Annotated in this window: 22 protein-coding genes; 6 read left to right on the top strand and 16 right to left on the bottom strand. The window is 71.8% G+C overall.

Features of this window, described 5'->3' with window-relative positions:
• Positions 1-26: 26 nt before the first annotated feature.
• From ABD340_RS36545 to ABD340_RS36485, 13 genes are all read right to left on the bottom strand, one after another.
• Positions 27-1,325 (bottom strand): amidohydrolase, encoded by a 1,299-nt coding sequence (locus ABD340_RS36545; RefSeq protein ID WP_344595364.1) that lies wholly within the window; start codon positions 1,323-1,325, stop codon positions 27-29.
• A complete protein-coding gene (locus ABD340_RS36540) occupies positions 1,322-3,139 on the bottom strand; it encodes an ABC transporter permease (protein ID WP_344595362.1) in 1,818 nt (605 codons plus the stop codon). Before ABD340_RS36540 ends, ABD340_RS36545 begins: the two co-directional genes overlap by 4 nt.
• Positions 3,136-4,257, bottom strand: coding sequence for an ABC transporter substrate-binding protein (locus ABD340_RS36535; protein WP_344595361.1), 1,122 nt, complete (start codon positions 4,255-4,257; stop codon positions 3,136-3,138). Before ABD340_RS36535 ends, ABD340_RS36540 begins: the two co-directional genes overlap by 4 nt.
• Positions 4,258-4,304: 47 nt before the next feature.
• Positions 4,305-5,435 carry an ABC transporter ATP-binding protein gene (locus ABD340_RS36530; protein ID WP_344595360.1) on the bottom strand — a complete coding sequence of 377 codons (1,131 nt, stop codon included), beginning with the start codon at positions 5,433-5,435 and terminating at the stop codon, positions 4,305-4,307.
• Positions 5,422-6,636: a M20 family metallopeptidase gene (locus ABD340_RS36525; protein ID WP_344595358.1), complete on the bottom strand. Its 1,215-nt coding sequence runs from the start codon at positions 6,634-6,636 to the stop codon at positions 5,422-5,424. The genes ABD340_RS36530 and ABD340_RS36525 overlap by 14 nt, the downstream gene beginning before the upstream one ends.
• Before the next feature lie 225 nt (positions 6,637-6,861).
• On the bottom strand, positions 6,862-7,605 hold the full coding sequence (locus ABD340_RS36520) for an SDR family NAD(P)-dependent oxidoreductase (protein WP_344595356.1): 744 nt from the start codon (positions 7,603-7,605) through the stop codon (positions 6,862-6,864).
• A 23-nt stretch (positions 7,606-7,628) separates the two neighbouring features.
• Positions 7,629-8,405: an SDR family NAD(P)-dependent oxidoreductase gene (locus ABD340_RS36515; RefSeq protein WP_344595354.1), complete on the bottom strand. Its 777-nt coding sequence runs from the start codon at positions 8,403-8,405 to the stop codon at positions 7,629-7,631.
• 112 nt (positions 8,406-8,517) lie between these two features.
• Complete coding sequence (locus ABD340_RS36510) at positions 8,518-9,459, bottom strand: coiled-coil domain-containing protein (protein ID WP_344595352.1); 942 nt, start codon at positions 9,457-9,459, stop codon at positions 8,518-8,520.
• 18 nt (positions 9,460-9,477) lie between these two features.
• The gene (locus ABD340_RS36505; protein ID WP_344595351.1) at positions 9,478-9,630 is read right to left on the bottom strand and encodes a hypothetical protein; all 153 of its coding nucleotides are present in this window, start codon (positions 9,628-9,630) and stop codon (positions 9,478-9,480) included.
• 45 nt (positions 9,631-9,675) lie between these two features.
• Entirely contained in the window at positions 9,676-10,887 is a 1,212-nt protein-coding gene (locus ABD340_RS36500) for a L,D-transpeptidase (protein WP_344595349.1), read from the bottom strand.
• Between the two features lie 313 nt (positions 10,888-11,200).
• The gene (locus ABD340_RS36495) at positions 11,201-12,076 is read right to left on the bottom strand and encodes a M56 family metallopeptidase (protein ID WP_344595347.1); all 876 of its coding nucleotides are present in this window, start codon (positions 12,074-12,076) and stop codon (positions 11,201-11,203) included.
• Complete coding sequence (locus ABD340_RS36490) at positions 12,073-12,426, bottom strand: BlaI/MecI/CopY family transcriptional regulator (RefSeq protein ID WP_344595346.1); 354 nt, start codon at positions 12,424-12,426, stop codon at positions 12,073-12,075. Before ABD340_RS36490 ends, ABD340_RS36495 begins: the two co-directional genes overlap by 4 nt.
• 53 nt (positions 12,427-12,479) lie before the next feature.
• Positions 12,480-13,121 (bottom strand): class I SAM-dependent methyltransferase, encoded by a 642-nt coding sequence (locus ABD340_RS36485; protein WP_344595345.1) that lies wholly within the window; start codon positions 13,119-13,121, stop codon positions 12,480-12,482.
• Positions 13,122-13,274: 153 nt separating this feature from the next.
• On the opposite strand from ABD340_RS36485, the gene ABD340_RS36480 reads away from it, so the two are divergent.
• Positions 13,275-13,655 carry a BlaI/MecI/CopY family transcriptional regulator gene (locus ABD340_RS36480; protein ID WP_344595343.1) on the top strand — a complete coding sequence of 127 codons (381 nt, stop codon included), beginning with the start codon at positions 13,275-13,277 and terminating at the stop codon, positions 13,653-13,655.
• A 465-nt stretch (positions 13,656-14,120) separates the two neighbouring features.
• On the opposite strand, the gene ABD340_RS36475 is transcribed toward ABD340_RS36480, so the two are convergent.
• Positions 14,121-14,687, bottom strand: a complete 567-nt coding sequence (locus ABD340_RS36475) for a nucleoside deaminase (protein WP_344595342.1) — start codon at positions 14,685-14,687, stop codon at positions 14,121-14,123.
• An 81-nt stretch (positions 14,688-14,768) separates the two neighbouring features.
• Between ABD340_RS36475 and ABD340_RS36470 the strand changes: the two genes are divergently transcribed.
• Genes ABD340_RS36470 through ABD340_RS36455 form a run of 4 tightly spaced genes read left to right on the top strand, consistent with a single transcriptional unit; the run spans position 14,769 to position 21,226 of the window.
• Positions 14,769-15,734, top strand: a complete 966-nt coding sequence (locus ABD340_RS36470; protein WP_344595341.1) for an antibiotic biosynthesis monooxygenase — start codon at positions 14,769-14,771, stop codon at positions 15,732-15,734.
• Positions 15,735-15,747: 13 nt separating this feature from the next.
• Positions 15,748-16,602, top strand: a complete 855-nt coding sequence (locus tag ABD340_RS36465) for an FAD binding domain-containing protein (RefSeq protein ID WP_344595339.1) — start codon at positions 15,748-15,750, stop codon at positions 16,600-16,602.
• A gap of 5 nt (positions 16,603-16,607) precedes the next feature.
• Entirely contained in the window at positions 16,608-19,259 is a 2,652-nt protein-coding gene (locus ABD340_RS36460) for a molybdopterin-dependent oxidoreductase (protein ID WP_344595337.1), read from the top strand.
• A gap of 11 nt (positions 19,260-19,270) precedes the next feature.
• On the top strand, positions 19,271-21,226 hold the full coding sequence (locus ABD340_RS36455) for a WD40 repeat domain-containing protein (protein ID WP_344595336.1): 1,956 nt from the start codon (positions 19,271-19,273) through the stop codon (positions 21,224-21,226).
• Here the strand turns inward: ABD340_RS36455 and ABD340_RS36450 are convergent.
• Positions 21,185-22,651: an MFS transporter gene (locus ABD340_RS36450; RefSeq protein WP_344595334.1), complete on the bottom strand. Its 1,467-nt coding sequence runs from the start codon at positions 22,649-22,651 to the stop codon at positions 21,185-21,187. The two genes, ABD340_RS36455 and ABD340_RS36450, sit on opposite strands and share 42 nt — an antisense overlap.
• Before the next feature lie 84 nt (positions 22,652-22,735).
• Here ABD340_RS36450 and ABD340_RS36445 point away from each other — a divergent pair, with 84 nt between their 5' ends.
• On the top strand, positions 22,736-23,515 hold the full coding sequence (locus ABD340_RS36445; protein ID WP_344595332.1) for an AraC family transcriptional regulator: 780 nt from the start codon (positions 22,736-22,738) through the stop codon (positions 23,513-23,515).
• 10 nt (positions 23,516-23,525) lie between these two features.
• Here the strand turns inward: ABD340_RS36445 and ABD340_RS36440 are convergent, their stop codons facing one another.
• The gene (locus ABD340_RS36440; protein WP_344595330.1) at positions 23,526-24,968 is read right to left on the bottom strand and encodes an MFS transporter; all 1,443 of its coding nucleotides are present in this window, start codon (positions 24,966-24,968) and stop codon (positions 23,526-23,528) included.
• Between the last annotated feature and the right edge of the window lie 55 nt (positions 24,969-25,023).

The raw sequence follows: 25,023 nt of genomic DNA, 5'->3' as shown, positions 1-25,023 counted from the left end.
GCGAAACAAGATCACAGGAAGCACGGTCACAAGAAGCACAGGGCCGCCGCCAGCAGGAGCTCGACCCCTCGGCGCAGGGTGCGTTCGGGGTGCCGCGGGACGAAGTCGCCGGTGTGCGCGACAGGCACGGCGGCCATGCGCTCCTCCCGGGTCCGGCCGGGCGCCGCGTCCCAGACGTCCGGGTCGGTGAGGCCGTAGCACCAGTAGACGTAGGGGATCGGCGGTCCGTCGTAGCGTCCCGGTCCGGGCAGGCCGAACTCGGAGAAGTCCTCGCTGCCCATCCGCACGTGGCCCTCCTCGACCGTCGTGCCGGGCAGCGCCGAGTGCGCGCCGCCGACCACGTCGACGAGCGCGGGATCGTTGGCCAGCGCCGGGAAGTCGGAGAAGATCCGCAACGTGGGCGGCCGCGGCGCCCCGTACGAGGCGCACTCGGCCGCCGCGATCCGCCGCACCGCCTCGATCAGCTTCGCCTTGCGCTCCTCGCTGCGCGCCCGCAGGTTGAGGGTGAGCACGGCGTCGTCCGGGATGACGTTGGCCTGCGCACCGGCGTGGAACATCGACACGCTCAGCACCGCCGGGTCGCTCGGCGTCGTCTCCCGCGAGACGACCGCCTGCAGCCGCGTGACCAGGTACGACCCGAGCAGGACGGGGTCGATGGTGACCTCCGGCTGGGAGGCGTGCCCGCCCCGCCCGTGCACGGTGAGCTCGATGCTGGCCGACGCGGACATGAACACGCCCGCCCGGTGCTCGACGATCCCGTCGCCGGCCGAGCTGACGTGCTGGGCGAGGCACACGTCCGGGCGCGGGAAGCGGGTCATCAGGCCGTCCTCGACCATGGCCCGCGCGCCCTGCGCCGTCTCCTCGCCCGGCTGCCCGCACACCACCACCGTCCCGGACCAGCCCGCGCGGCCGGACGCCAAGGTCTGCGCCGTCCCCAGCAGGGACGCCACGTGCATGTCGTGGCCGCAGGCGTGCATCATCGGGGACTCGTCCCCGGACGGCAGGGTCGCGGTGCGGCGGCTGGCGTAGGGCAGGCCGCTGGTCTCCTCGACCGGCAGCGCGTCCATGTCGCCGCGCAGCAGGACGGTCGGTCCCGGGCCGTTGCGCAGCACCCCGACGACGCCCGTGCCGCCGACGTGCTCGGTGACCTCGTATCCGGCCTCCCGAAGCCATCCGGCGAGCGCGGCCGCGGTCTCCCGCTCGCCCATGGACGGCTCGGGGTGCTCGTGCAGCCACCGGTACCGCCGCGACAGCTCCGGCCACTGGGACTCCTGGCCGTCCAGCATCGCCGTGGCGCGCCGCGCGGCGTCCGCTCCCCGCGTCATCGGCCCATCCCCGGGAGGCCGCCGCGGCGGGCGCGGCCGAACAGCCCGAGCCGGTTGAACGTCATGACCAGCATCCCGGTCAGCAGCATGGCCGAGGTGACGACGACGCCGACCGCGGCGACCTTCGGGCTGATCTCGAACTGGATGTCCTGGTACATGCGGACCTGCAGGGTCACCGTCTCGGCGCTGCCCAGGAAGACCCCGATGACCAGGTCGTCGAACGCCATGATCACCGAGAACAGGAACGACGACACCACCGCGGGCGCGATCAGCGGGGCGACGATCGTCCGCGCCCGGCGCCACGGCGAGGCGCCCATGCTGGCGGCGGCGCGCTCGTACAGCGGGTCGATCTCGGCGACGACGCCCTGGCTGGTGATCAGCACGTACGGGACGCCGAGCACCACGTACGCCAGCACCAGACCGGTCGGGCTGCCGAGCAGCCCGATCCGGGCGAAGGTGAAGAACAGCCCGACCGCCAGGATGATCGGCGGCATCACCAGCGGCGCCATGGACAGCAGGTAGACGCCGGTGGCCAGCCTGCGGCGCCGCCACCGGGCCACCGCGAACGCGCACAGCACCCCGACCGCCGTGGCGATCAGCCCGGCCACGACCGCGACGCCCAGGCTGAGCAGCGTGGACGACCGCCAGTACTCGTCGTTGAAGTACTCGCCGTACCAGCGGGTCGAGTACCCGGTGGGCGGGAACGACAGGTAGTCGGAGGAGTTGAACGCCAGCAGCACGACGACGACCTGCGGGCCGACGAGCAGCACCAGCCCGAACGCCGCCAGCGCGCCGACGATCACGTGCCGGACCCGGCTCACCGCCGCGCCGACCGCCACTCCGGCCCGTCCCGGCGCCCCGCCGAGCAGCCGGTTGGCGAGCGCGTCGGCCGCGATCGCCCAGCATCGTCCCAGCCACCGTCCGAGGCCGGATCCCGAGTGCGTCGCGCCGCCCGGCCGGGACAGGCCCAGGGGACGGCGCAGCAGCACCATCAGGATCACGACGCCGATGAGCATGATGACCGCCTGGGCGGCCGTCGGCCCGTACTCCTGCTGGGTGTTGATCTGCACGTCGATGCGCTGGGCGATCATCGGCGTGGACGGCCCGCCGAGCAGCGCGGGCGTCGTGTAGTAGCCCAGCGAGCTGATGAACACCAGGCTCGCGCCCGCCGCCAGCCCGCTCATCGACTGCGGCAGGAACACCGTCCGCCAGGCCGCGAACGGCGAGGCGCCCATGCCGCGCGCAGCGTTGGTCAGCGACCGGTCGATGCCCTTCATCACCGCGTACGTGGGCAGCACCAGCATCGGCAGCAGCACCTGCGTCATGCCGATCACGATGCCGAGGTCGTTGAACACCAGCTGCCGCGGCCGGTCGAACAGCCCCGCGCCGACCAGCATGTCGTTGATGACGCCGTTGTCGGCGAGCAGCGCCCGCCAGGCGTAGCTGCGTACCAGCGTGGAGGTGAAGAACGGCAGCGCGACGCAGGCCAGGACCACGGCCGCCCAGAGCCGGGGCAGCCGCGCCGCGGTGTAGGCGATCGGGTACCCGATCAACGCCGCCGCGAAGGTGACGATCAGCGACAGCCGCACCGTCCGGCCCATGATCGGCCAGAACAGGCCGTCGTGGAACAGGTCGATGTAGCGGGTGAGGTTCAGGCCCGTGTCGGTCTGCACCGAGTCGACGAACAGGCGGCTCAGCGGCAGGACGAACAGCGCCACGAGCACCAGCAGGGCGGGCAGCGACAGCCAGCCGACGCCTCCCCGCGGCAGCCGCCTCCCGGTGGCGGCGGGCTCGCTCACGGCGGGTTCGCTCACGAGGAAAGCCACTTCTGCCAGCGGTCGATGGCGATCTCCTCCATCGTCTTGCCGCTCTTGTCCTGCGAGCTCCAGTACTCCATGTTCTGCAGCACCGTGCCGGACAGGCCGGGCGCGGTGGCCAGCAGCTTCTGCCGCTCGGCGGGGATGTGGTCGTAGGCGGACTTGACGGTCGGCGCGTAGGTGATCTCCTGGGCGAACTCGGCCTGCCGCTCGGGCTTGGACGCGAACTCGATGAACCGCAGCGCGCCCTCCACGTTGGCGGCGCCCTTGGGGATCGCCCAGTAGTCGATCTGCACGATGGCCTGCGCGAACGTGGACTGGATGTTCTTGGCGCCGCCGGCCAGCGCGGACTCGATCCGGCCGTTCCACGCGGCGACGCCGGTGATCTGCTTGTCCACCAGCATCTGGATCGACTCGGCGCCGTTGTCCCAGAACTTCAGCACGTTCGAGCGGACCTGCGACAGCTTGCGCAGCGCCCGTTCCATGTCGATCGGGTACAGGTCCTTGGGCGCGACGCCGTCGGCGAGCAGCGCGATCTCCAGCGTCCCGCCGCCGGGGCCGTCACCGGTGCGGAACGACCGCTTGCCGGGCAGCGAGCCGTTCCACATGTCGGCCCAGCCCGTCATGTCGCGGCCGAGCGCCTGCCGGTCGTAGGCGAGCTGGACGGCGAAGATGATCGCGGGGACGGCGTGCTGCTGGGCCGGGTACGGGTCGAACTTGCCCTTGAGCGACGGATCGTTCCACTTGGTGTAGTCGATCTCCTGGAGCAGGCCGTCCCGTGCCCACGAGCCGATCCGGGCGCCGTTGAGGTCCACCACGTCCATGCCGGGCTTGCCCGCGGAGATCGCGGTGCGCAGCTGCGCGGCGGGCGGTGCGGGAGCGGGCACCACCTTGATGCCGGTCTCCTTCTCGAACGGCTGGAACAGCACCTTGCGCTGGGCCTGCCCCCAGGCGCCGCCGCCGTCGTAGACGACCAGCTGGTTGCCGCCGGAACCGGGGCCGGAGCCCTTGAGCTTGTCGGGGTTGCCGCAGGCGCCGAGCGTCACGGCGCCCGCCAGCGCGCCCGCGCCGGCGAGGAAGCCGCGACGGCTCACGGGCAGGGAGGAACGAGACACGATCAACTCCAGGTATCGAGGGGGAGGGGAGGAGCAGGGGGACGCGGTCAGCGCCGGCCGGGGAAGACGCGAGCGGCACCGGGCGGGACGGCCACCGCGACGCGGTCGCCCTCCCTGACGTCGAAGCCCGGGTCGCCCGACAGCCCCTGCACCAGCAGGGGCCGGCCGTCGACGTCGATCCGCGCGGTCGTGGTGGGACCGGAGAACACCAGCTCGGCGACCGTGCCGGTCAGGCCGCCGTCGGTGCCCGCCGGCACCAGGCGCAGCGCCTCGGGACGGATCGTGACCACGCACGCCCCGCCCTCGGCGAGCGGGCCCGGGTCCGGCGCGTGCCCGGTGACGGTCCGGCCGCCGACGGCGACGGTCACCGTGTCGCCGTCCCGGCCGGCCACCGTCGCGTCGAAGCTGTTGGTGCGGCCGAGGAACCCGGCGACGAACTCGGTGCGGGGCCGGTGGTAGAGCTCCGCGCCCCGGTCGAACTGCTCGATCCGGCCGTCGGACAGCACCGCGACCCGGTCGGAGAGCACCAGCGCCTCCTCCTGGTCGTGCGTCACGAAGATCATCGTCAGGCCCAGCTCGCGGTGCAGCCGCCGGATCTCCAGCTGCACCTGCTCGCGCAGCTTGCGGTCCAGCGCGCCCAGCGGCTCGTCGAAAAGGATCACCGGCGGCCGGTACACCAGCGCCCGGGCCAGCGCGACCCGCTGCGCCTGCCCGCCGGACAGCTGGTCGGGACGACGGTCGGCGAAGCCTCCCAGGTCGACCAGCTCCAGCACCTCGTCCACGGCGCGGTTGCGTTCGCCCAGCGGCCTGCCGCGCATGCGCAGCGCGTAGCCGACGTTGTCGCGCACCGACATGTGCGGGAACAGCGCGTACCGCTGGAACACCACGCCGAAGCCGCGGCGGTGCGGCGGCAGCCCGGTGACGTCGCGCCCGCCGACCAGGATCCGGCCGCCGTCGGGCCGTTCGAACCCGGCGATCGCCATCAGCAGCGTGGTCTTGCCCGAGCCGCTCGGCCCGAGCAGCGAGACGAACTCGCCGGCCGCGATGTCCAGGCTGACGCCGTCCACCGCGACCGTGCCGCCGTACTTCTTGGTGACCGACTCGATCCGCACGGACGCGGCCGGCTGCCCGGACTGCTTGGCGCCCGTGCCGGCGCCGGTGGTGTCAGTTCTGGTCATCGCAGAGGTATCCCATGGTCAGAAGGTGGATGCGGATCTGGTCGAGGTAGTCGGCGATCTCGACCCGCTCGTCCGGCATCGTGTTGAACTTGCCGCCCGGCCCGCACACGACGCCCTCGATGCCCGCCGCGGCCAGGTGGGCGGCGTCGCTGCCGAAGTAGCAGCACGGCTCGATCGCGCCGGTGGGCTGGTCCCGGCCGCGCACCTCGCGGTAGGCCCGGTTCACCGCCCGCACCACCGTGCTGTCACGTTCCACTTCGAACGGCGGGAAGTCGGGTTTCTTGGCCGCCTTGTCGTGCTCGTAGACGTGGCCGCGCAGCCCCGGATGGCGTTCCACGGCCCGGTCGACGGCGCCCCGGATGTCGGCGAGCACCCCGTCGACGGTCTGGCTGGGCGCGTACCGGGCGCTGCCGATGAGCCGGACGAAGTCGGCGATCTGCGGCGGCCGCCACTCCTCGAAGGACCGCGACAGCGCCCCCCGCACCACCCCGACGTTGCACCGGTTGATCTTGGCGTGCTCGGGACCGGCCGCGCCGGTGAGCGTCAGCGCGTTGAGTTCCGGGATCAGCTCGCAGGCGATCGCGATCGCGTCCACGGCCTCGTCCCGCTTGGAGATGTGCCGGGTGACGCCGGTCAGCTCCACGCCGAAGTTGACCGCCCCCGCGTGCAGGGTGAGCGCCTGCACGTCGGTGGGCTCGCAGTTGACGAAGTAGTCGGCGCGGATCCCGCGTTCGAGCATCGCGACCGTGCCGACGCCGCCCTGCAGCTCGCCGACGACGAAGGTGAGGACGACGTCCCCGGCCAGCCGCCGCCCGGTCTCCACAAGGGTCCGCACGGCCGCCAGGTACGAGGCGCAGCCCGCCTTCATGTTCGACACGCCGACGCCGTAGAGCGCGCCCTCCCGAACCAGCCCGCCCCACGGGTCGACCGTCCATCCCTCGGTGACGGGGTTGGTGTCGATGTGCCCGTTGAACAGCAGGCTCTTGCCGCCGCCCGTCCCGCGCCAGACGCCGATCGCGTTGTGGCGCCCTGGGGAGACCTCCTGCAGTTCGGTCTCCAGCCCGAGCCCGTCCATCTGCTGGACGAGCCACCGGGCGAGGTCGCTCTCGCCCGCGGTCTCCGTCCGGCTGTCGAACCGGACCATGCGTTGCAGCAGCGAGACCGCGGCCGTGTCGTCGACCTGAGGCAGGGGGGAAGGCATCAGCGGCAGCTTTCTTCGTGTTCCACCGGGGTCGTGCCGGGTGCCGCGCGCGATGAACGCGTCGGCGACCTGGGACGACGTCAGAGTGAAACCTAGAGATGGAGGGTTTCGTGGATGTTACATAACGGTAAATATGTTCAACAACCCCCATCTTCTAGTTGAGCAACACAAAACCCCCGCCGGGTCGAAATACCCGACGGGGGTAAGGTTCTCTGGGGAGGGAGGTCAGCCGGCGCTTCTGCCGCCGTCGATCACGTAGCACTGCCCGGTGATGTAGGAGGACTCGTCCGATGCCAGGAACAGCGCCAGGTTCGCCACCTCCTCCGGCGCGCCGAGCCGGCCGATCGGGATCCGCGCTGACAGCATCTCCCGCATCTCCGGCGTGCTCCCGTCCAGGATCGCCGTCTCCGTCGTCCCCGGGCACACCGCGTTGACGCGGATGCCGTCCTTGACGTACTCCAGCGCCGCGACCCGCGTCATCATCACCTGCGCCCCCTTCGACATGAGGTAGGGGGAAGCGCCCGGCGTCGCGCGGAACCCCCCGATGGAGGCGGTGTTGACCACCGAGGCTCCGGACGGCGCCCGGAGGAGCAGGGGCAGCGCGTGCTTGAGGACCAGGTACGATCCCCGGACGTTCACGGCCATCACCCGGTCGAAGGCCGCCATGTCCATCTCGTGGACGCGTTCAGGGCTGTTGCTGATCCCCGCGTTGTTCGCCAGGACGTCCAGCCGCCCGTGCCGGTCCCGGCAATGCTCCATGAGCGCGACGACGGCGGCCTCGTCCGACACGTCGCAGGAGAAGGGCTCCACCCGCTCCCCGCCCTCGGCCGCGACGGCCCGCTCGCCGCCCGACACGTCCGCCGCCACCACCGTGGCGCCCTCGGCGGCGAACCGGAGCGCGATCGCCCGGCCGATGCCCGATCCGGCGCCCGTCACGATCGCGACCTTGTCCTGAAGCCGTCCCGGCATGGTGTTCTCCCAACATTCAGGGGTCAGCGGGGGACGCCGCCGTCGACGACGAGCATGGAGCCGGTGGTGTAGGTGGAGGCGGCGGACGCGAAGTACAGCGCCGCGCCGACGATCTCGTTGGGCTCCCCACCGCGTCCCAGTGCGAAGGTGTCGGCCGCGTGCCGGTCGAACGCCTCCCGGTCCCAGTGCGCGGACACGTCGGTGAAGAAGCCGCCGGGCATGATGCCGTTCACCCGGACCGTGGGGCCGAACGCGTGGGCGAACGACGCGGTCATGCTGTTGAGCCCGGCCTTGGCGGCGGCGTACGGGATGACGTCCGCGCCCGTGCGGATGGCGCCGATGCTGCTGATGTTGAGGATCGAACCGCCGTCCCCGGCGGCCATCCGCGTTCCGACCTGCGCCATGAGACGGAAGGGGCCCTTGAGGTTGACGGCGAAGACCTTGTCGTAGAGCTCTTCCCCGACGTCCAGGACGTTCTCGTACAGCGGTGACATCCCGGCGTTGTTGACCAGGACGTCCACGCGGCCGAAGTGCGCGTACGCCGCTTCGACCATGCGGTCGATCTCGTCCCAGCGGCCGACGTGGCACGCGATGGGCAGCGTCCGGCGGCCGGTCTTCTCGCCCACCTCCGCCGCGAGCGCCTCGCAGGAGGGCAGCCGCCGGCTGGCGATGACCACGTCGGCTCCGGCGGCGGCGAAGGCGCGGACCATCTCGCGGCCGAGCCCCCGGCTGCCCCCGGTGACGAGCGCGACCTTGCCCGCGAGGTCGAACAGATCCGTGCGGTCGTAGGGGCTCGTCATCGGAAGGGCCGATAGGGTGAAATCATGTTATATAGATAACTAATTTCACACCTTGGTGCAAGGCACGCCGTGCCACCGCGCCCGCCCCGCGGGCCGTCCGGGAGGGGCCGGGTCAGAAGACCGAGATGTGATTGTGGTCCATGTGGTTCTGGGTGATGCTGCCGCGGTCCGACATCGTCTCCCAGCCGGGGCTGCGCATGTCATAGATCCGCTGCCGCCAGATGACGTACTTGACGCCCAGCCGGGAGGCGTGCTTGATGGCGTAGGCGGCGACCTGATCGCCGTGGGCCATCCGGGCGGCCGAGGGCATCGAGCCGGCGCTGCTCTCCATGAAGTCGCAGGCCTGCCCCTTCCCGTGGTCCTGGGGGTCGCCCGGACGCGTGCACCCGATGGTGATGAACGGCCCGAGTTCGGTCTCGATCTCGTCCCGCACCTTGACCATGCGCGCCGTCATCCCGCCGTTGCCGACCGTGGGGGACTCCGGCTTGTACTTCTTCAGGAGCCGCTGGACCTCGGCCTTCCGCTTGGAGATCTTCTCGGTGTCGCCCGCAAGCTTCTCGATCTTGCCTTCGGCCTCGCGGCGGGTCCGCTCCTGCTGTCCGACCAGCGACTGGATCTGCTTCACCCGGGCGGCCCGGCTCGCCGAGACGTGGCTGGCCAGTGCGGCGCCGTCGAGCAGATCGTTGGGGTCGGTGCCGGACACGATCTGGACCGAGGGGTCCACGCCATTGCTCATGTACTGCGAGGCGGCCAGTTGCGCGACGATCGTCCGGGCCTGGGCCAGTTCGGTGTTGAGGGTCCGCGATCTCTCGACCGCCTTCTTGGCGTCCTGGCGGACATCGCGCAACTGCTCCAGATTGCCCCCGTAGGACTTCTCCAGCGCCTTGATCTCCTTGGTCAGCTTGGCGATCCTGGCCGCTCCGCCCGGTTCGGCCGACGTGCGCGCCAGGGCCGCGGGGGACGGGACGGCGGCGCCCAGTGCCAGGGTCACGGTGATCGCCAGCAGTCGGAGCGGACGCCGCCGCGGGTGGCCGGGGGATCCGGGGTTTGCCACAAGCCTTCCTCTTCCTGTTCAGGCGCTTTCCTTGTCACCGGGCTGGGCCGGGTCCACGAGCCGTTCCCGGGCCCGCTCCTTCCGTTCGCCGCGCAGCAGTGCCCGCCCGCCGAGGAAGAACAGGGCCGCCAGCCCGATGATCTGCAGAACCGCCGCGGCGTCCGCCGACATCTCGACCCTCCAAGGATCTTCTACGTTTTGTAGGAGATTAGCGGTTCAATTCAGGGCGCTGCCCTTCCTCCAAGACGCCCAGGGGAGCTGCCAGAACGACCAGCCGTTGTTCCACTCCAGCTTGCGCCGCGAACCGGTGATGGTGACGACGTCGCCGGGCTGGACCGTCCGGTAGAACCAGGTGGCGTCCCGGGGGTGCTGGCGCACGCAGCCGTGGCTGCAGTTCGCCTTGCCCAGGCACCCGTACTCGCCCATGCTCTGGTGCAGGTACTCCCCGCTGTTGGAGATGCGGACGGCCCAGTTGATCATCTCGTCGTAGTAGCCGGGATCGCCCTTCTTGCGGCCGGGGGCGATCATGCGCACCGGGTTGCCCTTCTCCATCGTCAGATGGACGCCGCTGGTGGTGGTGTACTCCAGCGTGGTGCCGTTGCCCGCGCTGATCGGGACCGTCCGCGCCTTCCTGCCGTCGATGCTGACGACCATCCGGTGCTTCTTCAGGTCGACCCTGCTGATCCGGGCGGCGCCGATCGTGAAGGTCCGGGTGAAGTCCCTGAGCCCGTAGACGCCCTTGGCGGCCCGCACCCCGGCCATGTGGGCGGTGACGGTGACCTTCTGGTGCGCGGGCCAGTAGGTCCTGGTCCGGTAGATCACCTGCCGGTCGCCGACCCATCGCCAGGCGCCCTCCACGGGCTTCTCCGCCCGCACCTCCAGGGCCTTCTCCACCAGCTTCTTGTTGAGGACGGGACGGTCGAAGTTCAGGATGATCGGGGTGCCGACCCCGTACGTCTTCCGCTGGTTGCCCTCCAGGATCCAGTCCAGCGACGTGGCGACCGTCCGGGCCGGCTTGAGCGTCCTGAAGGTGCTGCCCGCCTGGGCGGTCTTGCCCGCCGGGCTCTTCGCCGTCGCGGTCACGGCGTACGACGTGGCGGGGGCCAGCGTCCATCGCGACCGCCACTCGGTCCGCGCGGCGTTGAAGGATCCGGCGACGTCCCGGCCGCCCGCACGCACGCTGACGGAGCCGAGCGTGCCGTTGGACGCCCTGACCACGACCCCGCGGTCGGGCCTGGCCTTGGCGGCGCCGTTGGCCGGGCTGATCGTCACGGCCGTGTCGTTCGTGCCGCGTTGGGCGGCCTGTTCCTCGGCGGGTGTGGCGGCCTGCGAGGCCGTCTGGCATGCGGCGGCCAGAAGGACGCTGCAGCCGAGCAGCGCTCTGGTCAGCGGACGGGGGACGGCGGGGGCCTGCTCGAAGATGCGCAACTGCTCTTCCTCGGGGGGAGGGCCGAACGCGGGCGTTGATCGCCCGGCCGGGTGGCTGTGCATGATGGCGGTGACGCGGAAGCGGGGGCGCCCTGGCGTTGCACGGCGATCGGCCCGTCAGCGCGATCGGCCGCATCGGCGGACGCTCAGCGCCATCCGCCGTGAGGTCGGTGCTTCCCGCGAATTCCAGGCATTGTCAAGCCCTACCGGCGCCGCGAAGACTTCTGTCCGGCAGTCTGGCGACAATGCTTCGACGCATTGTAGAAGATGCGGCGGGGCGCCGTACAGGTGTAGATCAGATGAGAATCCGGCGTCAATCGCAGTGCATCGCGTGGCCGGCGACCGTCAGCGACCAGATCGCGGCCGTGCCGAGCGCGAAGGCGGACATCGCCGCCCACGCCTTCGTGAGGCGCCCGGCCGGCGCCGCCGGAGGCTCGTTCCCGGTTTCGAGCTGGGTGATGCGGCTGTCGAGCAGATCGTCGGTCGCCATCGCGGGAGCGGCCTTGGCCCAGGCCGGTCCTTCGGCGACCTTGAGCAGCGAGCCGGCCAGCGCGGCGGTGCCGTGGCGCGCGATGGCGGCGCGGTCGGCGGCCAGCTCGCGTCCGAGCGCGAACCGCCGCCGGAGGTCGCGCAGCACGGGCAGGTAGAAGTGCCAGGCGGGGAGGGCCCGGGCGAGCACGATCTTCAACGGATCGCGGCTGCGCACGTGCGCGCGCTCGTGGGCGAGGACGGCGGCGAGTTCGGGGTCGCTCAGGGCGGCCAGCAGGCCGGTGCTCACCAGCACGCGGGGTCTGCGGAGCCCGTAGGTCAGCGCGAAGGGGTGCGCCATGTCGACCGTGCGGACGCGCGACCCGATGCCGAGCCTGTCTGCGAGCCGCCGCAGCCGGAGCGGTGTCGAGGTGCGGTGCCGGCGGACGGTGGCGGCGAGCATCCGGGTGTGCCACAGCGAACGTCCGAGCGACCACGTGCCCAGCACCCCGCCGGTGCCGGCGGCCACCAGGACCAGTGCCCCGGGCAGCAGGTCGGCGCGGGTCGTCCACAGCGCGTTGATCCCCTGATCGCGCACCGCCGCGGCGATGGCGGCGGCCAGGCAGCAGGTTCCGTAGGCGACCAGAGTCTGTGCGGCCACCGAAGCCGCCACCAGGCCCCAGAACGCCCGGTTGCCCGTGTCGGCGGAACGGCTCTTCACCGCTGACCGTCCTCGAGCAGTGCCTTGAGGCGCTGTCGCAGGGCGGGGTCGGTGGCGGCCCGGTCGAGGAAGTGCGCCACCGCCGCCTCACCGTAGGTTCGCAGCACTCCCTGCACCGCCAGCGCGGCCTCGTCCGCGACCGCGGGGGCGTAGGCGTGGCCGCGGCCTTTGGCGGTACGGACCAGGGCGCCCTTGTCGGCGAGACGGCTCATGACGGTGAGCACGGTCGTGTACGCCAGCGGCGGGGTCCGCTCCCGGTTGAGCGATTCGAGGGTCTCGCGAACCGTGAGGGGCCCGTCGGCGGCCCACAGGACGTCCATGATCGAGGACTCCAGGCTGCCCAGCGACATCGGCCCGCCCCAACATCTACTACGTCAGTGTCGTAAGCGACGATATCGCGTGATCAACCCGGCGTGCGAGCGCGTCCCAGGACGTGCGGGGCGGGCGGCAGCCCGCGCATGGGCCGGTACGTGAACCGGTCGACCTCGTCGATCTCCATTCCCTCCTCGCGGATCGCCCGCTCGACGTCCCGGTTCAGGTGGCAGCCGCCTCCGCCGCGCGCCCACATCGGGGTGACCGCGTCCTGGAGGAACCCGACCAGGGTGTTGCGGGAACGGACGTGCTCGAAGAAGCGCACCTGCCCGCCGGGCTTCACCACGCGACGCGCCTCGGCCAGCGAGCGGCGCGGGTCGGGCACCGAGCACAGGACGAGCGACATCACGGCCACGTCGAACTCGCCGGCCTCGAACGGCAGGTCGTCGGCGTGCGCGGCCACGACCCGCACCGGCGCCCCGGCCTCGGCCGCGGCGCATTCGGCGAGCGCCCGCAGCCGCTCCTCGGGCTCGACCGCCACCACCTCCGAGACCGTCTCCGGGTACCGGGCGAAGTTCAGGCCGTTGCCCGCCCCGATCTCGATCACCCGCCCGGTCAGGCCGGCCAGCAGCCGGTCCCGATGCGCGGCGGTGCCGCGCCGCTCGGACTCGGCGCTGATGCGCTCGTACATGCGCGCGAACCGAGGATTCTGGAATCCGGCCAAGTCGCTCATCGCACACTCCCCGCTCGACTACTACGTGACGATAGTAGCAACTACAGAACCATAGTAGATCCCCGTTTTTGGAGTTCGGACGACGAGCACCTATGTTCTACATACTGTAGAAGTTGGGTCCGTCCAGCTGACATGGCCGAAGGTGGTGGAGGGATGCGGCTCGGTGAGCTCGAACGGTCGGTGATGAACGAGCTGTGGGGCCGGCCGGACGGCGCGCTGGCGCGCGATCTGGCCGCGGTCCTGCCGTCCCGGCCGGCTCACACGACGGTGCTCACCATCCTCGACCGGCTGGTCCGGAAGGGTCTGGTGACCCGCGAGCGCGAGGGGCGCGCGCACCGCTACCGCGCCCTGCGGAGCAAGGACGCGCACGTCGCCGAGCTCATGCACGAGGCGTTCACCGGCGCGGGCGACCGCGAGTCGGCGCTGAGCCACTTCCTGGACTCGGTGACGGCCGACGACGTCGCCGCGCTGCGGCGGGTGCTCTCCGCGTTCGAGGACCGCGACCCCGGCGGTGCCCCGGAGCCGCCGAAATGATCCTGAAGCCGCTGCTGGTGGCCGCCGGCTTCCTCGGCCTGGCCGTCGTGCTGCTCGGCCCCGTGCCCACCCTGCTGGCCAAGGCCAGGTGGCCCGAACGCAGCCCGAAGGCGGCGCTGGCGCTCTGGCAGGCGGTGATCTGCACCGCCGGGCTGTCGGTGGTGATCGCCTCCCTGGCGCTGGCGGTCGCCCCGCTGGCGGCGACCTTCCGGCACGGGCTGCACGTGTTCGCCGTCCAGGCACTGGAAGGCCATCCGCTGCGCGGCCTCGGCGCGGACGAGATCGCCGCCCTGGCGTGGGCGCTCGCGGTCGCCGGCTGGCTCACCGCGCGGCCACTTCAACGCCGAGCGCGCCGCCCGCGCGGTCGAAGCGTCCGCGCAGCAGGGCAGCTACTGGAGCACCCTCCTCTAGGGGCGGCGCGGCCCGGACGGCGTGGGCGGCTGATGGCGGAACCGCCCGGCCGGGTCAGTAAGGGTGCCGGTCGGGGCGGTTCGTCCACGCCGCGTACGCCTTCGCGCCCAGGTCGGCGTAGATCTGCTCGACCTGGATGCGCCTCTGGTCCATGGGCTTCTGGAAGTCCTCGTACTGGAAGGCGTCGTCGAAGCCGATGGCCCGCGTGGCGTCGAGGTCGCTGCCGAAGTACACGGCGTCGATGCGCGACCAGTAGATGGCGCTCATGCACATCGGGCAGGGGGCGCCGCTGACGTAGATGGAGTATCCCTGGAGCATCCGGGCCCGCTCGCTCAGCGGGTCGGGAGACCCCTCGGGGCGGGGGACGTATTCGAGGGTGCTCTCGTTCTGATGCTCTTCCGAAATGGAGGGGGCTTCGGGGTTGAGCCGCGCTATCGCTTTGCGAATGCTCTCCACTTCGGCGTGCGCGGTGGGATCGCCGGTGAGGAGCACGCGGTTCTGCCCGCGGGCGACGATCTCGCCGTCGTGGGTTATCACGGCGCCGAACGGGCCGCCCCAGCCGTTCTCGACCGATTCGATGGCCAGCCTGACGGCCTCTTCCAGGAACTCCCGCTGCCCCATGGCACAACCCCCGCCCGGTAATCGATGTGCAATTTCTCCCTATTTGTGCCCCGTGTCCGTTTGTAACTACGCTAGCTATGTATGGGCGTCAGTGCAAAACGCGGCTCGGACGGCGCCGGGGCCACGGTCGTCACATCCCAGAAGGTCTTCCGGGGACGCGAGGACGACTACCGGCGCTGGCAGGAGGAGGTGAATCGGGCGGTACGGGCCTTCGACGGGTTCGAGGGCACGGAGTCGTACCCGCCGGAGTCCGGCGGCGGCAACGAATGGGTGGTGGTCTTCCGCTTCTCGCGCGTCGACCAGTTGAGCGCATGGCTCAAGTCGAGCACGCGCCGCCGGCTCATCGACGAGGGCCGCGAGCTGTTCGAGGAGGAGCCCGAACAGGAGGTTCTCAGCGGCGGAGTCCCTGCCCAGGAGGCCGTGACGGCGGTCGTGTCCCATGACGTGCGCGCCGGCCGGGAGCAGGACTTCCTGCAGTGGCAGCACAAGACCCTCAAGGCGCAGGAGGGATATCCCGGATTCATGGGCGCCGAACTGTTCGAGCCGGTGGAAGGCATCCAGGACCGCTGGGTCGTCATCTTCCGCTTCGACACCCGCGAACACCTCGCGCGGTGGCTGGAGTCCGACGACCGCAGGAGGCTTCTCGACGAGGGGCGCGACTACTTCGCCGAATACGACCTCCGCGAGATCGAATCGGCGTTCAGCGGCTGGTTCCGTTTCAGTGAGCGCACCCACGAGGGGATCCCGCCCAACTGGAAGCAGGCCATGTGCGTTCTCCTGGCGCTCTATCCCACCGTAATGGTCATTACTTTGACGGTGGGCCGCGCGCTCCAGGACGCGGGGGTTCCGGAGTACCTCGGCCTGTTCGCCGGCAACGTGCTCAGCGTCGGATTTCTCACCTGGGCCTTCATGCCGCTGGTGAACCGCTCGCTGGCGTTCTGGCTGATGCCCGGCCGGGCCCGCTCCCGGCGCGCCCATTTGGCGGGCACGGCCCTTGTCCTGGTCTCCTACATACTGCTCATCGCATTTTTCGGCCTGATCACGTGAACCGGAAAGCGGAATGTTCACCATGGACCTCAACGGGATCACCTCGGTGGTACTGGACCCGAGCCGTGCGTCGCAGGCGGCGTGGCGGCCGGGCGACGCGTGGCTCGGCGGCGGGACGTGGCTGTTCTCCGAGCCCCAGCCGCGGCTCGACCGGCTCATCGACCTCAAGGGCTTCGGCTGGGAGCCGCTGCGGGTCGCGGCGGGCGGCCTGGAGATCGGCGCCACGTGCACCCTCGCGGAGCTGTTCGGCGCCGCGCTGCCCGGCCACCGTCTGCCGGCGGCCTGGACCGCGGCGCCGCTGATCGACCAATGCCGCCAGGCCCTGCTGGGCTCCTTCAAGGTGTGGAACGAGGCCACCGTGGGCGGCAATCTCTGCATGTCGCTGCCAGCGGGCCCGATGATCTCGCTGGCCGCCGCCCTCGACGCGAGCTGCGCGATCTGGACGACCGGCGGCGGCGAACGGCACGTCGCGGCGGCCGACTTCGTCACCGGACCCGGCGCGAACGTGCTGGCACCGGGCGAACTGCTGCGCTCGGTCACCCTGCCGGAGTCCGCGCTGCGCTGCCGCACCGCCTTCCGCTGGATCTCGCCGGCCCCGCTCGGCCGCTCCGCGGCACTGCTCATCGGCAGAAGATCGCCCGACGACGGCTCCTTCGTCCTGACGGTGACCGCCTCGACCCCGCGGCCGGTCCGGCTGGCCTTCCCCCGGCCGCCCGGCCCCGCGGAACTCCGCGACGCCCTCGAACGGGCGGTCCCCCCGGACCGGTACTACGACGACGTGCACGGAACGCCGGAATGGCGCCGGCACATGACGCTCCGATTCGCCGAAGAGATCAGGCGCGAGCTGTCGGCGGACGTCGGGAGGTGACCCGCATGCGGATCGAGGTCAACGGCCGGGACTTCACCGTCCGGCCACGCCCCGGGCAGTGCCTGCGTACTCTGCTGCGGGAACTGGGCCACTTCGGGGTGAAGAAGGGCTGCGACGCGGGCGACTGCGGCGCCTGCACGGTGCACGTCGACGGACAGCCGGTGCACAGCTGCCTGTTCCCCGCCTTCCGGGCGGCCGGGCGCCGGGTGACGACGATCGAGGGGCTCGCCTCCGGCGCGGAACCGCATCCCGTGCAGCGCGACTTCCTGGCGGCGCAGGGATTCCAGTGCGGCTTCTGCACCGCGGGAATGATCATGACGGTGGCGGCCCTCGATCCCGTCCAGCGGGAGGATCTCGCGCGGTCGCTCAAGGGAAACCTGTGCCGGTGCACCGGCTACCGCGCGATCGACGACGCCGTCCACGGGATCGCGCATGCCGAGGACTCCCCGCGGGACGATCCGTGCGGACGGAACCTGCCCGCCCCGGCCGGTCCCGAGATCGTGACGGGGGCGGCCCGCTACACCCTGGACGTCGCGATGGAGGGCCTGCTGCACCTCAAGCTGCTGCGCTCGCCGCACGCGCACGCCCGGATCGCCGCGATCGACACGAGCGCCGCGCGCGCCGTTCCCGGAGTGCGGGCGGTGTTCACGCACGAGGACGCGCCGCGGCGGCTCTACTCGTCCGGACGGCACGAGAACCCGGACGACGACCCCTCCGACACGCTGCTGTTCGACGACGTCGTCCGCTTCACCGGGCAGCGGGTCGCGGCGGTGGTGGCCGACAGCGTGGCGGCCGCCGAGGAGGGCTGCCGCCGGATCGCCGTCGACTACGAGGTGCTGCCGGCCGTTCTCGATCCCGAAGAGGCGATGGCGCCCGGCGCCCCCGTCCTCCACGGCGACAAGGGCGCCGGCCAGCACATCGCCCGCGCGGAGCGCAACATCGCGGCCGAGGTGCACGGCGGCATCGGCGACGTCGAAGCGGCGTTCGAGCAGGCCGACGCCGTTCACGAGCACACCTACGCCAGCCATCGCGTCCAGCATGCGCACCTCGAGACGCACGCCTCGATCGCCTGGGTCGACAGGGCCGGACGGCTGACGGTGCGCACGAGCAGCCAGGTGCCGTTCCTCACCAAACGCGCGCTGTGCACCCTCTTCGACCTGCCGGAGGAGAAGGTGCGCGTCGTGTGCGGCCGGGTGGGCGGCGGGTTCGGGGCCAAGCAGGAGATGCTGACGGAGGACGTCGTCGCGCTCGCTGCCCTGCGGACCGGGCGGCCGGTGCAACTGGAGCTCACCCGCCAGGAGGAGTTCGAGGCGACCGTGACCCGGCACCCGGCCACCGTGCACGTCAAGGCCGCCGCGCGGCGCGACGGCACGCTGACCGCGCTGCGGCTGCGAGTCGTGATCAACACCGGCGCGTACGGCAACCACGCGGGCGCCGTGTTCCACGCCTGCAACGAGTCGATCGGCGTGTACCGGTGCGCCGACAAGAAGGTGGACGGATACGCCGTCTACACCAACACCGTCCCCTCCGGGGCCTTCCGCGGCTACGGGCTCAGCCAGGGGATCTTCGCCGTCGAGTCGGCGATCGACGAGCTCGCCCGCGCGATCGATATGGACCCGGTCGCCTTCCGGGCCCGCAACGTCATCCGGCCCGGCGACGACATGGTGAGCTTCCAGATCCCGTCCGCGGAGGAGGCCAGGATCGGCAGCTACGGCCTGGACCAGTGCCTCGCCCTCGTCGACGAGGCGCTGGACCGCGGCGACGGCGCGCCGCCTCCCGCCGAGGAGGGCTGGTCCGTGGGCAGGGGAGTGGCGCTGGCGATGATCGACACGATCCCGCCGCGCGGGCACCGGGCCGAGGCGCGGATCCGGCTGCTGCCGGGCGGCGACTACCGGCTCGCGGTCGGCATGGCCGAGTTCGGGAACGGTACGACGACCGTGCACCGGCAACTCGCCGCCGCGGTGCTCGGCACGACCGTCGACCGGATCCGGATCGAGCAGGCCGACACCGACGGGGTCGGCCACGACACCGGCGCGTTCGGCTCGACCGGCACGACGGTCACGGGCCTGGCCGTCACACGCGCGGCGGAGGCGCTGCGCGACCGCATCGCCGCGGTCGCCGCGGTCGGCGCGGAGCGGGCGGCCGGCGGGGAACTGCAGGCGGTCGGGTCGTCCGACGGCGCGCCGTGTTCGGTGGCGTTCAACGTCCACGGCTTCCGGGTGGCGGTGTGCGCCGGGACGGGTGAGATCAGGATCCTGCGGAGCGTCCACGCCGCGGACGCCGGGCGCGTCATCAACCCGATGCAGTGCCGCGGGCAGATCGAGGGCGGTGTCGCGCAGGCCCTGGGCGCGGCGATGTACGAGTCGCTCGTCATCGACGAGACCGGCCGGGTCACCACCGCGACCTTCCGCCACTACCACATCCCATCCTTCGCGGACGTGCCGCGAACCGAGGTGCACTTCGCCGAGACGACCGACGCCCTCGGTCCGCTGGGCGCCAAGTCGATGAGCGAGAGCCCGTTCAACCCGGTGGCTCCCGCGCTCGCCAACGCGGTGCGGGACGCCACCGGCGTCCGCTTCGGCGCGCTCCCGCTGGCCCGCGACCGCGTCCACGCGGCCTTGAACGACGCGAGGGGAAATGGCGGAGGGGCGCACTAGTCTCGTCGCCCATGGACTTGACGGGCCGCGCTGTCGCGCTCTCCGGTACTTTCGACGCCCTCGGACCGGGCGAGGCCGAACGAGGCCTGACGGCCGCGGGCGTCGACGTGACCGACGAACTCACCCCCTCGACCGCGGCGATCTTCATAGGACGGGAGACATCGCGGGAGAAAGGCAACAAGGCGTACGTCCAGGGCATACCGAAGTTCAACGAGGCGGCGCTGCTCGCCCTGCTCGCGGACCTGGAGGCCCCGGCGGGCGAGCAGGCTTCCTCGCCCGCTCCTGCCCCGGGCCCTTTCGCGGATCCCGCCGCGCTCGCCGCGGCCGACCCGGCCGAGCTGGAAGCCCTGCTGACGGGCGCGGACTGGGCATCGTTCGTGCCCGCCCGCGACGTTCCTCCGCTGCGGGCCCGGCTGACCGAGCTCGAACGCGACCACGGGGTCACTCAGGCGCACCGGCTGGCCACGGACAAGATCCGCCAGCGCGGCACGACGCTGAGCCGCCCGTACGGGCATCGCTCGGAGATCTCCGCACTGGCGCTCAGCCCTTGCGGCGGCTACCTGGCCACCGGCGACTGGGGTGAAGGGGAGAGCGGCACCGCCCAGGTGTGGGAGGTCGCCACCGGGCGGTGCGTCAACGTCCTGACGTGGATCGACGGCGGCATCGGCTCGTACGAAGTCGCGCGTGCCATGCAGTGGTCGGCCGACGGCCTGCACCTGGGCATGGCCTTCCGGACCAACGCCGTCGGAGTGTGGGACCCGTTCGGCGAGTCCTCCGAGCCGCGCGCGGAGGCCCAGGTGACCAACGGCGCGTCGCGCCCGCCCGCCTGGGCGCTGCACCCGGACGGCCGCGGCGCCTTCGTCGTGACGGGCACGAAGGACATGATCGGTGTTCAAGGGTGCGTGGCCCCGCTGGAGCACGGCGTCATGCACTGGCTGGTCGAACACGCCGAGGGGCCGCACGAGTACGTCCTCGCCAAGGGGCCGCTCCCGGCGGAGATCCAGGAAGCCCACGGGGAGGAGCTGTGGGTCGACTGGCCGCCCATCTGGTCCCCCGACGGAAACCTGCTGTACGTCGCCAACCGCAGCGAGGCGTTCGTCGTGGACGTCCCCACCGGCGACCCGCTCTGGTGCGCCAGGGTCGACTGGGTCGCCGAGTGGAGCCCGGACGGGCGCTACCTCGCCCATCTCCACCGCAGGCAGCTGCACTTCCTCGACGCGTCGACCGGGCACCCGGCCGCTGAACCCTTCCCGATCAAGGGGGGCCGCTTCGATCTGTCGCTGCAGTGGGGCGTGCGCGGTTCCACCGCCCGGCTCGCCGCCGTGCTGAGCGAGCGGGCGTCCGACCCGGGAGTCGTCGTCTTCGACGAGGGGCGGCTCGTCCACCGGTTGAGCGTTGTTCCTGCGGAGACGTCCGACGGGAAGGACTTCGCGGCGTGGGCCTGGGCGCCGTCCGGAGACCGGGGGGCCGTCCTCACGGCGGCGGGCGACATCGAGGTCTGGTCGCTGGGCGACGGCGAACCGCAGCGGCTGCGCACACTTTCCGCCCCGGCCGGGACGAAAGGCGTGCTGTGGGGTGCCGGCGACACGATCGTCGCGGTAGGCGAGAAGGTCCTGTGCTTCTTGCGGGCGAGTACCGGCGAAACCGTGGGCGACTACACCTTCCAGCGGGAAGCGGATGCCGAGCTGCCGCTCCACCCGGACGTCGTCTACGACCACTTCGACGGCAGGATCATCGCGCTCGACGAGCACGCCTGGTGCCTGCCCGTCGAACCGGACACGGCCATCGGGCCGCCCGAGCGTCGCGCCGACATCGAAGCGCACCTCGCCTGGATCGTCGACCGGCGCTTCGCATGGCCGCTCCGCTGGGGGCGGTTCGACATCTGGCCGGACGCGCCGACCGCCGCCGCCAACGTCCGGCCGGCGTCACCGGACCGCAGAGCTCTGATCAGCGGTTCCATGGGCTAGGGGCGGTGCGTCGCCGGAGTCTCGCGGCGATCTGAGAAGGGCGGCGACGAGGACGGCGCCGAGCGCGATGAGGGCGGCGGCGATGAGCATGGCGAGGGAGAAGCCCTCGGTCGCGGCGTGCGGCGGGTCGGCCGAACCGGACACGGCGTCGCTGCGGAGTGCGGCCAGGGTGACCAGAACCGCCACCCCCACGGCGCCGCCCACCTGCTGGACGGAGCTGAGGAGGGCCGAGCCCAGACCGGCGTCCTCCTCGGTCGTGCCGGTGAGAGCGGCGACCGTGAGGACGGGCAGGCTCAGGCCGTTCGCCACGCTCGTGACGAGCATGCCCGGCAGCACGCCGGACGCGTAGTCGTCGCCGGGCGCTATCCCGGACAGGAGGACCAGCCCGGCCGCGGTGATCGGGATCGAGATGACGAGCGTCCGCCGCACCCCGAGCCTGATCACCGCGCGGGAGGAGAGCCACATGCCCGCGAGAATCCCGGCGCAGTAGGGCAGGTAGGCGACTCCGGTCTGGAGGGGTTCGTAGCCGAGCACCTTCTGCAGGTGCATCATCAGGAGGAAGGCCATCGCGTAGAGCGCGGCGGAGAACAGCAGCATCGTGACGTTGGCGACGGCGCGGGTCCGGGACGCCAGGAACGGCAGCGGCACCAACGGCTCGGCCGTCCGCGCCTCGACCACGAGGAACGCGGCGGCCAGGACGGCGGCGAGGAGCAGCGGCCCGATGACGGCCGCCCCGCCCCAGCCCGACTCCCGTGCCTGGAGCAGGCCGTAGACCAGGGCCAGGACGGCGCCGGTGCCCAGGACCGAGCCGGGCACGTCCAGGCGCGTCCGGTGGGTGGCGCGGCTCTCGGAGACCAGGCGCGGCAGCAGCGCGACGGCCAGTACGGCCACCGGGATGTTGATCAGGAAGGTCCAGCGCCAGGACGCGAGATCGGTCAGCGCACCCGAGATGACCAGGCCCGTCGTCCCGCCCAACCCCGCGATGCCGCCCCAGATGCCCAGCGCCTTGGCGCGCTCACCGGCTTCGGGGAACAGGAGCGCGATCAGTGCCAGCGAGGCGGGGCTGGCCATGGCCGATCCCGCCCCTTGGACGAAGCGCGCGGCCACGAGCTGCCAGGGTTCCTGGGCGATCCCGCCGGCCAGGCTCGCCGCACCGAACAGTGCCACCCCGCCGAGGAAGACGCGCCGGCGCCCCACCAGGTCGGCCAGGCGGCCGAACAGCATCAGCAGCCCGCCGAAGGCGAGGAAATAGGCGTTGACGACCCAGGTCAGGCCCGTGGTGCTGAAGCCGAGATCCTTCTGGACGCTGGGCAGCGCGACGCTCACGACGTTGTCGTCCAGGACGAGCATGAACTGGACGAAGCACAGCACCACCAGCGCCGGCCCACGACGGCCCATGGTCGAACCGGAGTGATTGATCGACATGCGGCAACGCTATGGACCGGCGGCGCTGGCCGCGATCCGCGATGGGGCCAGGTCATGTCGTGTTGAGGACATACACTCGGCCGCATGACCGGAGACGCCGAGGAGGACGGCGAGTACGCCGTTCCTCCCGGGGTGGGAGCGATCGTCGTCGGCACGTTCCCGTTGTCGTCGGGGGAGTGGATCCCCGCGCACAGCCACACGCACCACCAGCTGGCCTGGACGCGACGCGGCGTGCTCAGCATCGCCGTCGACGACACCTACTGGATCCTGCCGCCGACCCGGGCGCTGTGGCTGCCCGCGGGAGTCGTCCACCGGACCGGCGCCACCCGGGACGCGGTGATGCGCAGCCTCTACCTCGAACCGGCCCGGTGCGGGCTGGACTGGCCAGAGCCCACCGCGGTCGGCGTCGACGGGCTGCTGGCCCACATGATCGCCTACCTCTCCCGCGAGGACCTGGCCGACGACGTCCGGCTGCGCGGCGAGGCGGTCGTCCTGGACCTGCTGCGCCCCGTCCCGACCCTGCCCATCGACGTGCCGAACCCCATCGACGAACGTGTGCGCGCCGTGGCCGACGCGCTGCTCGCCGATCCCGCGGACTCGCGGAGCCTCGACGCGCACGCGCGTGCCATCGGGGTGAGCCGGCGCACCCTGACGCGGCTGTTCGTCCAGGACACGGGCATGAGCTTCGATCGCTGGCGCACGCATATGCGGCTGCGCGCGGCGCTGCCCCTCCTGGCCGAGGGCCGGTCGGTGTCGCAGGCCGCGCACGCCGTGGGCTACGCGACACCGAGCGCGTTCCTCGCCGCGTTCCGCCGAGTCGTCGGGACCTCCCCGAAGCGCTACCTGGACGGCGCCGGCTGGTAGCGGCCCGCCTTCAGTGGGCGTGCGGGGTGCCGGTCATCTGGGGCTTGCCCGGCGGGACCAGCACCAGTGCGAGGACGGCGGCCGCGGCGGCGGCGATCGCGGTGGCGGTGAACGCGTCGCCGAAGCCGTCGATCGAGGGGGTGGCGGCCAGGCCGGTGGCGGCGAGCGTGGAGGCCGTCGCCACGCCGATGGCGCCGCCGAGTTCGTGGAAGGTGTTGATGACGCCGGACGCCAGTCCCGCCTCGCCGTGGTCGATGTAGGCCAGCGCCGAGGTGGTGGCGGTGACGAAGACCGGGCCGACTCCGACCGCGGCGATGGCGAGGCCGGGCAGCACTTGCGCCAGGACGTCGCCGTTGGGCGAGACCTGCGTGAGCAGGCCGGTGCCGATGGCGACCAGGGCGAGCCCGGTGGCGGCGACGGGACGGGTGCCGATGCGGCTGACGAACCGTCCGGCCAGGTGCGCTCCGGCGCCGGTGGCCAGCGCGGCGGGCAGGAACATCAGGCCGGTCTCCAGCGCGCTGAGCTCGCGCAGGTGCTGCAGGTAGAGCGAACCGAGGAAGAACAGCGAGATCAGCAGCCCGGAGCCAGCGAGCATCAGGAAGGCGCCCACGGCCACGGGACGGCGCCCGAGCATGCCCACGTGCATCAGCGGGGAGCGGACGGTGCGTTCGATGAGCACGAACGCTCCGTACAGGACGGCGGCGCAGGCCAGCGCGATGAGCGTCTCGGCCGAGCCCCAGCCCTGGTCGCCCGCGGTGACCAGGGCGTAGATGAGCGAGCCCGTGGCGGCGGTGACGGCCAGCGCTCCGAGCAGGTCGAGGCGCGGGCGCGTGCCGTGCGGGCTCGGGGACGCGGAGACCGTCGCGGGGATGGCCGCCAGGAGGGCGGCGCCCACCGGCACGTTGACGAAGAACACCCAGCGCCATCCCGGGCCCGCGGTCAGCGCTCCGCCGAGCAGGACTCCCGCGGCGAAGCCGATGCCGCCGAGGCCCGCCCAGACGCCGAGCGCCTTGTTGCGCTCTTCGCCGTGGAAGGTGGTGGTGATGGTCGACAGCGCGGCCGGGGACAGCAGCGCGGCGCCGACGCCCTGGGCGATACGGCCGCCGAGCAGCAGCGCTTCGTTCTGGGCCAGCCCTGTGGCCAGCGAGGCGAGGGTGAAGACGGCCAGGCCGGCGAGCATCAGGCGGCGTGCCCCGAAGAGGTCGGCCAGGCGTCCGCCCAGCAGCATCAGGCCGCCGAAGAACAGCGTGTAGGCGGTGACGGCCCAGGTGAGCGTGGTGCGGCTCAGCTCCAGTTCGGCGCCCATCTGGGGGAGCGCGACGTTCACCACCGTGACGTCGAGGATCAGCATGAACTGGGCGACGCTGATGAGGGCCAGGGCCGTCCAGCGGCGCGGGTGTGCGGCCGAGTGCGCGTCAGGGGCGTCGTGTGCGGGGGGAGAGTGGTGAGACATCCGGCGACTCCTAAAAACCGAACAGTGATGTACGGATTAAGGTACCCGCCTGGGG

The sequence above is a fragment of the Actinomadura vinacea genome (genome assembly GCF_039532545.1).
Taxonomy (GTDB): Bacteria; Actinomycetota; Actinomycetes; order Streptosporangiales; family Streptosporangiaceae; genus Spirillospora; species Spirillospora vinacea.
The sequence above is the reverse complement of the archived record's forward strand: the minus strand, read 5'-3'. Positions and strand labels throughout refer to the sequence as shown.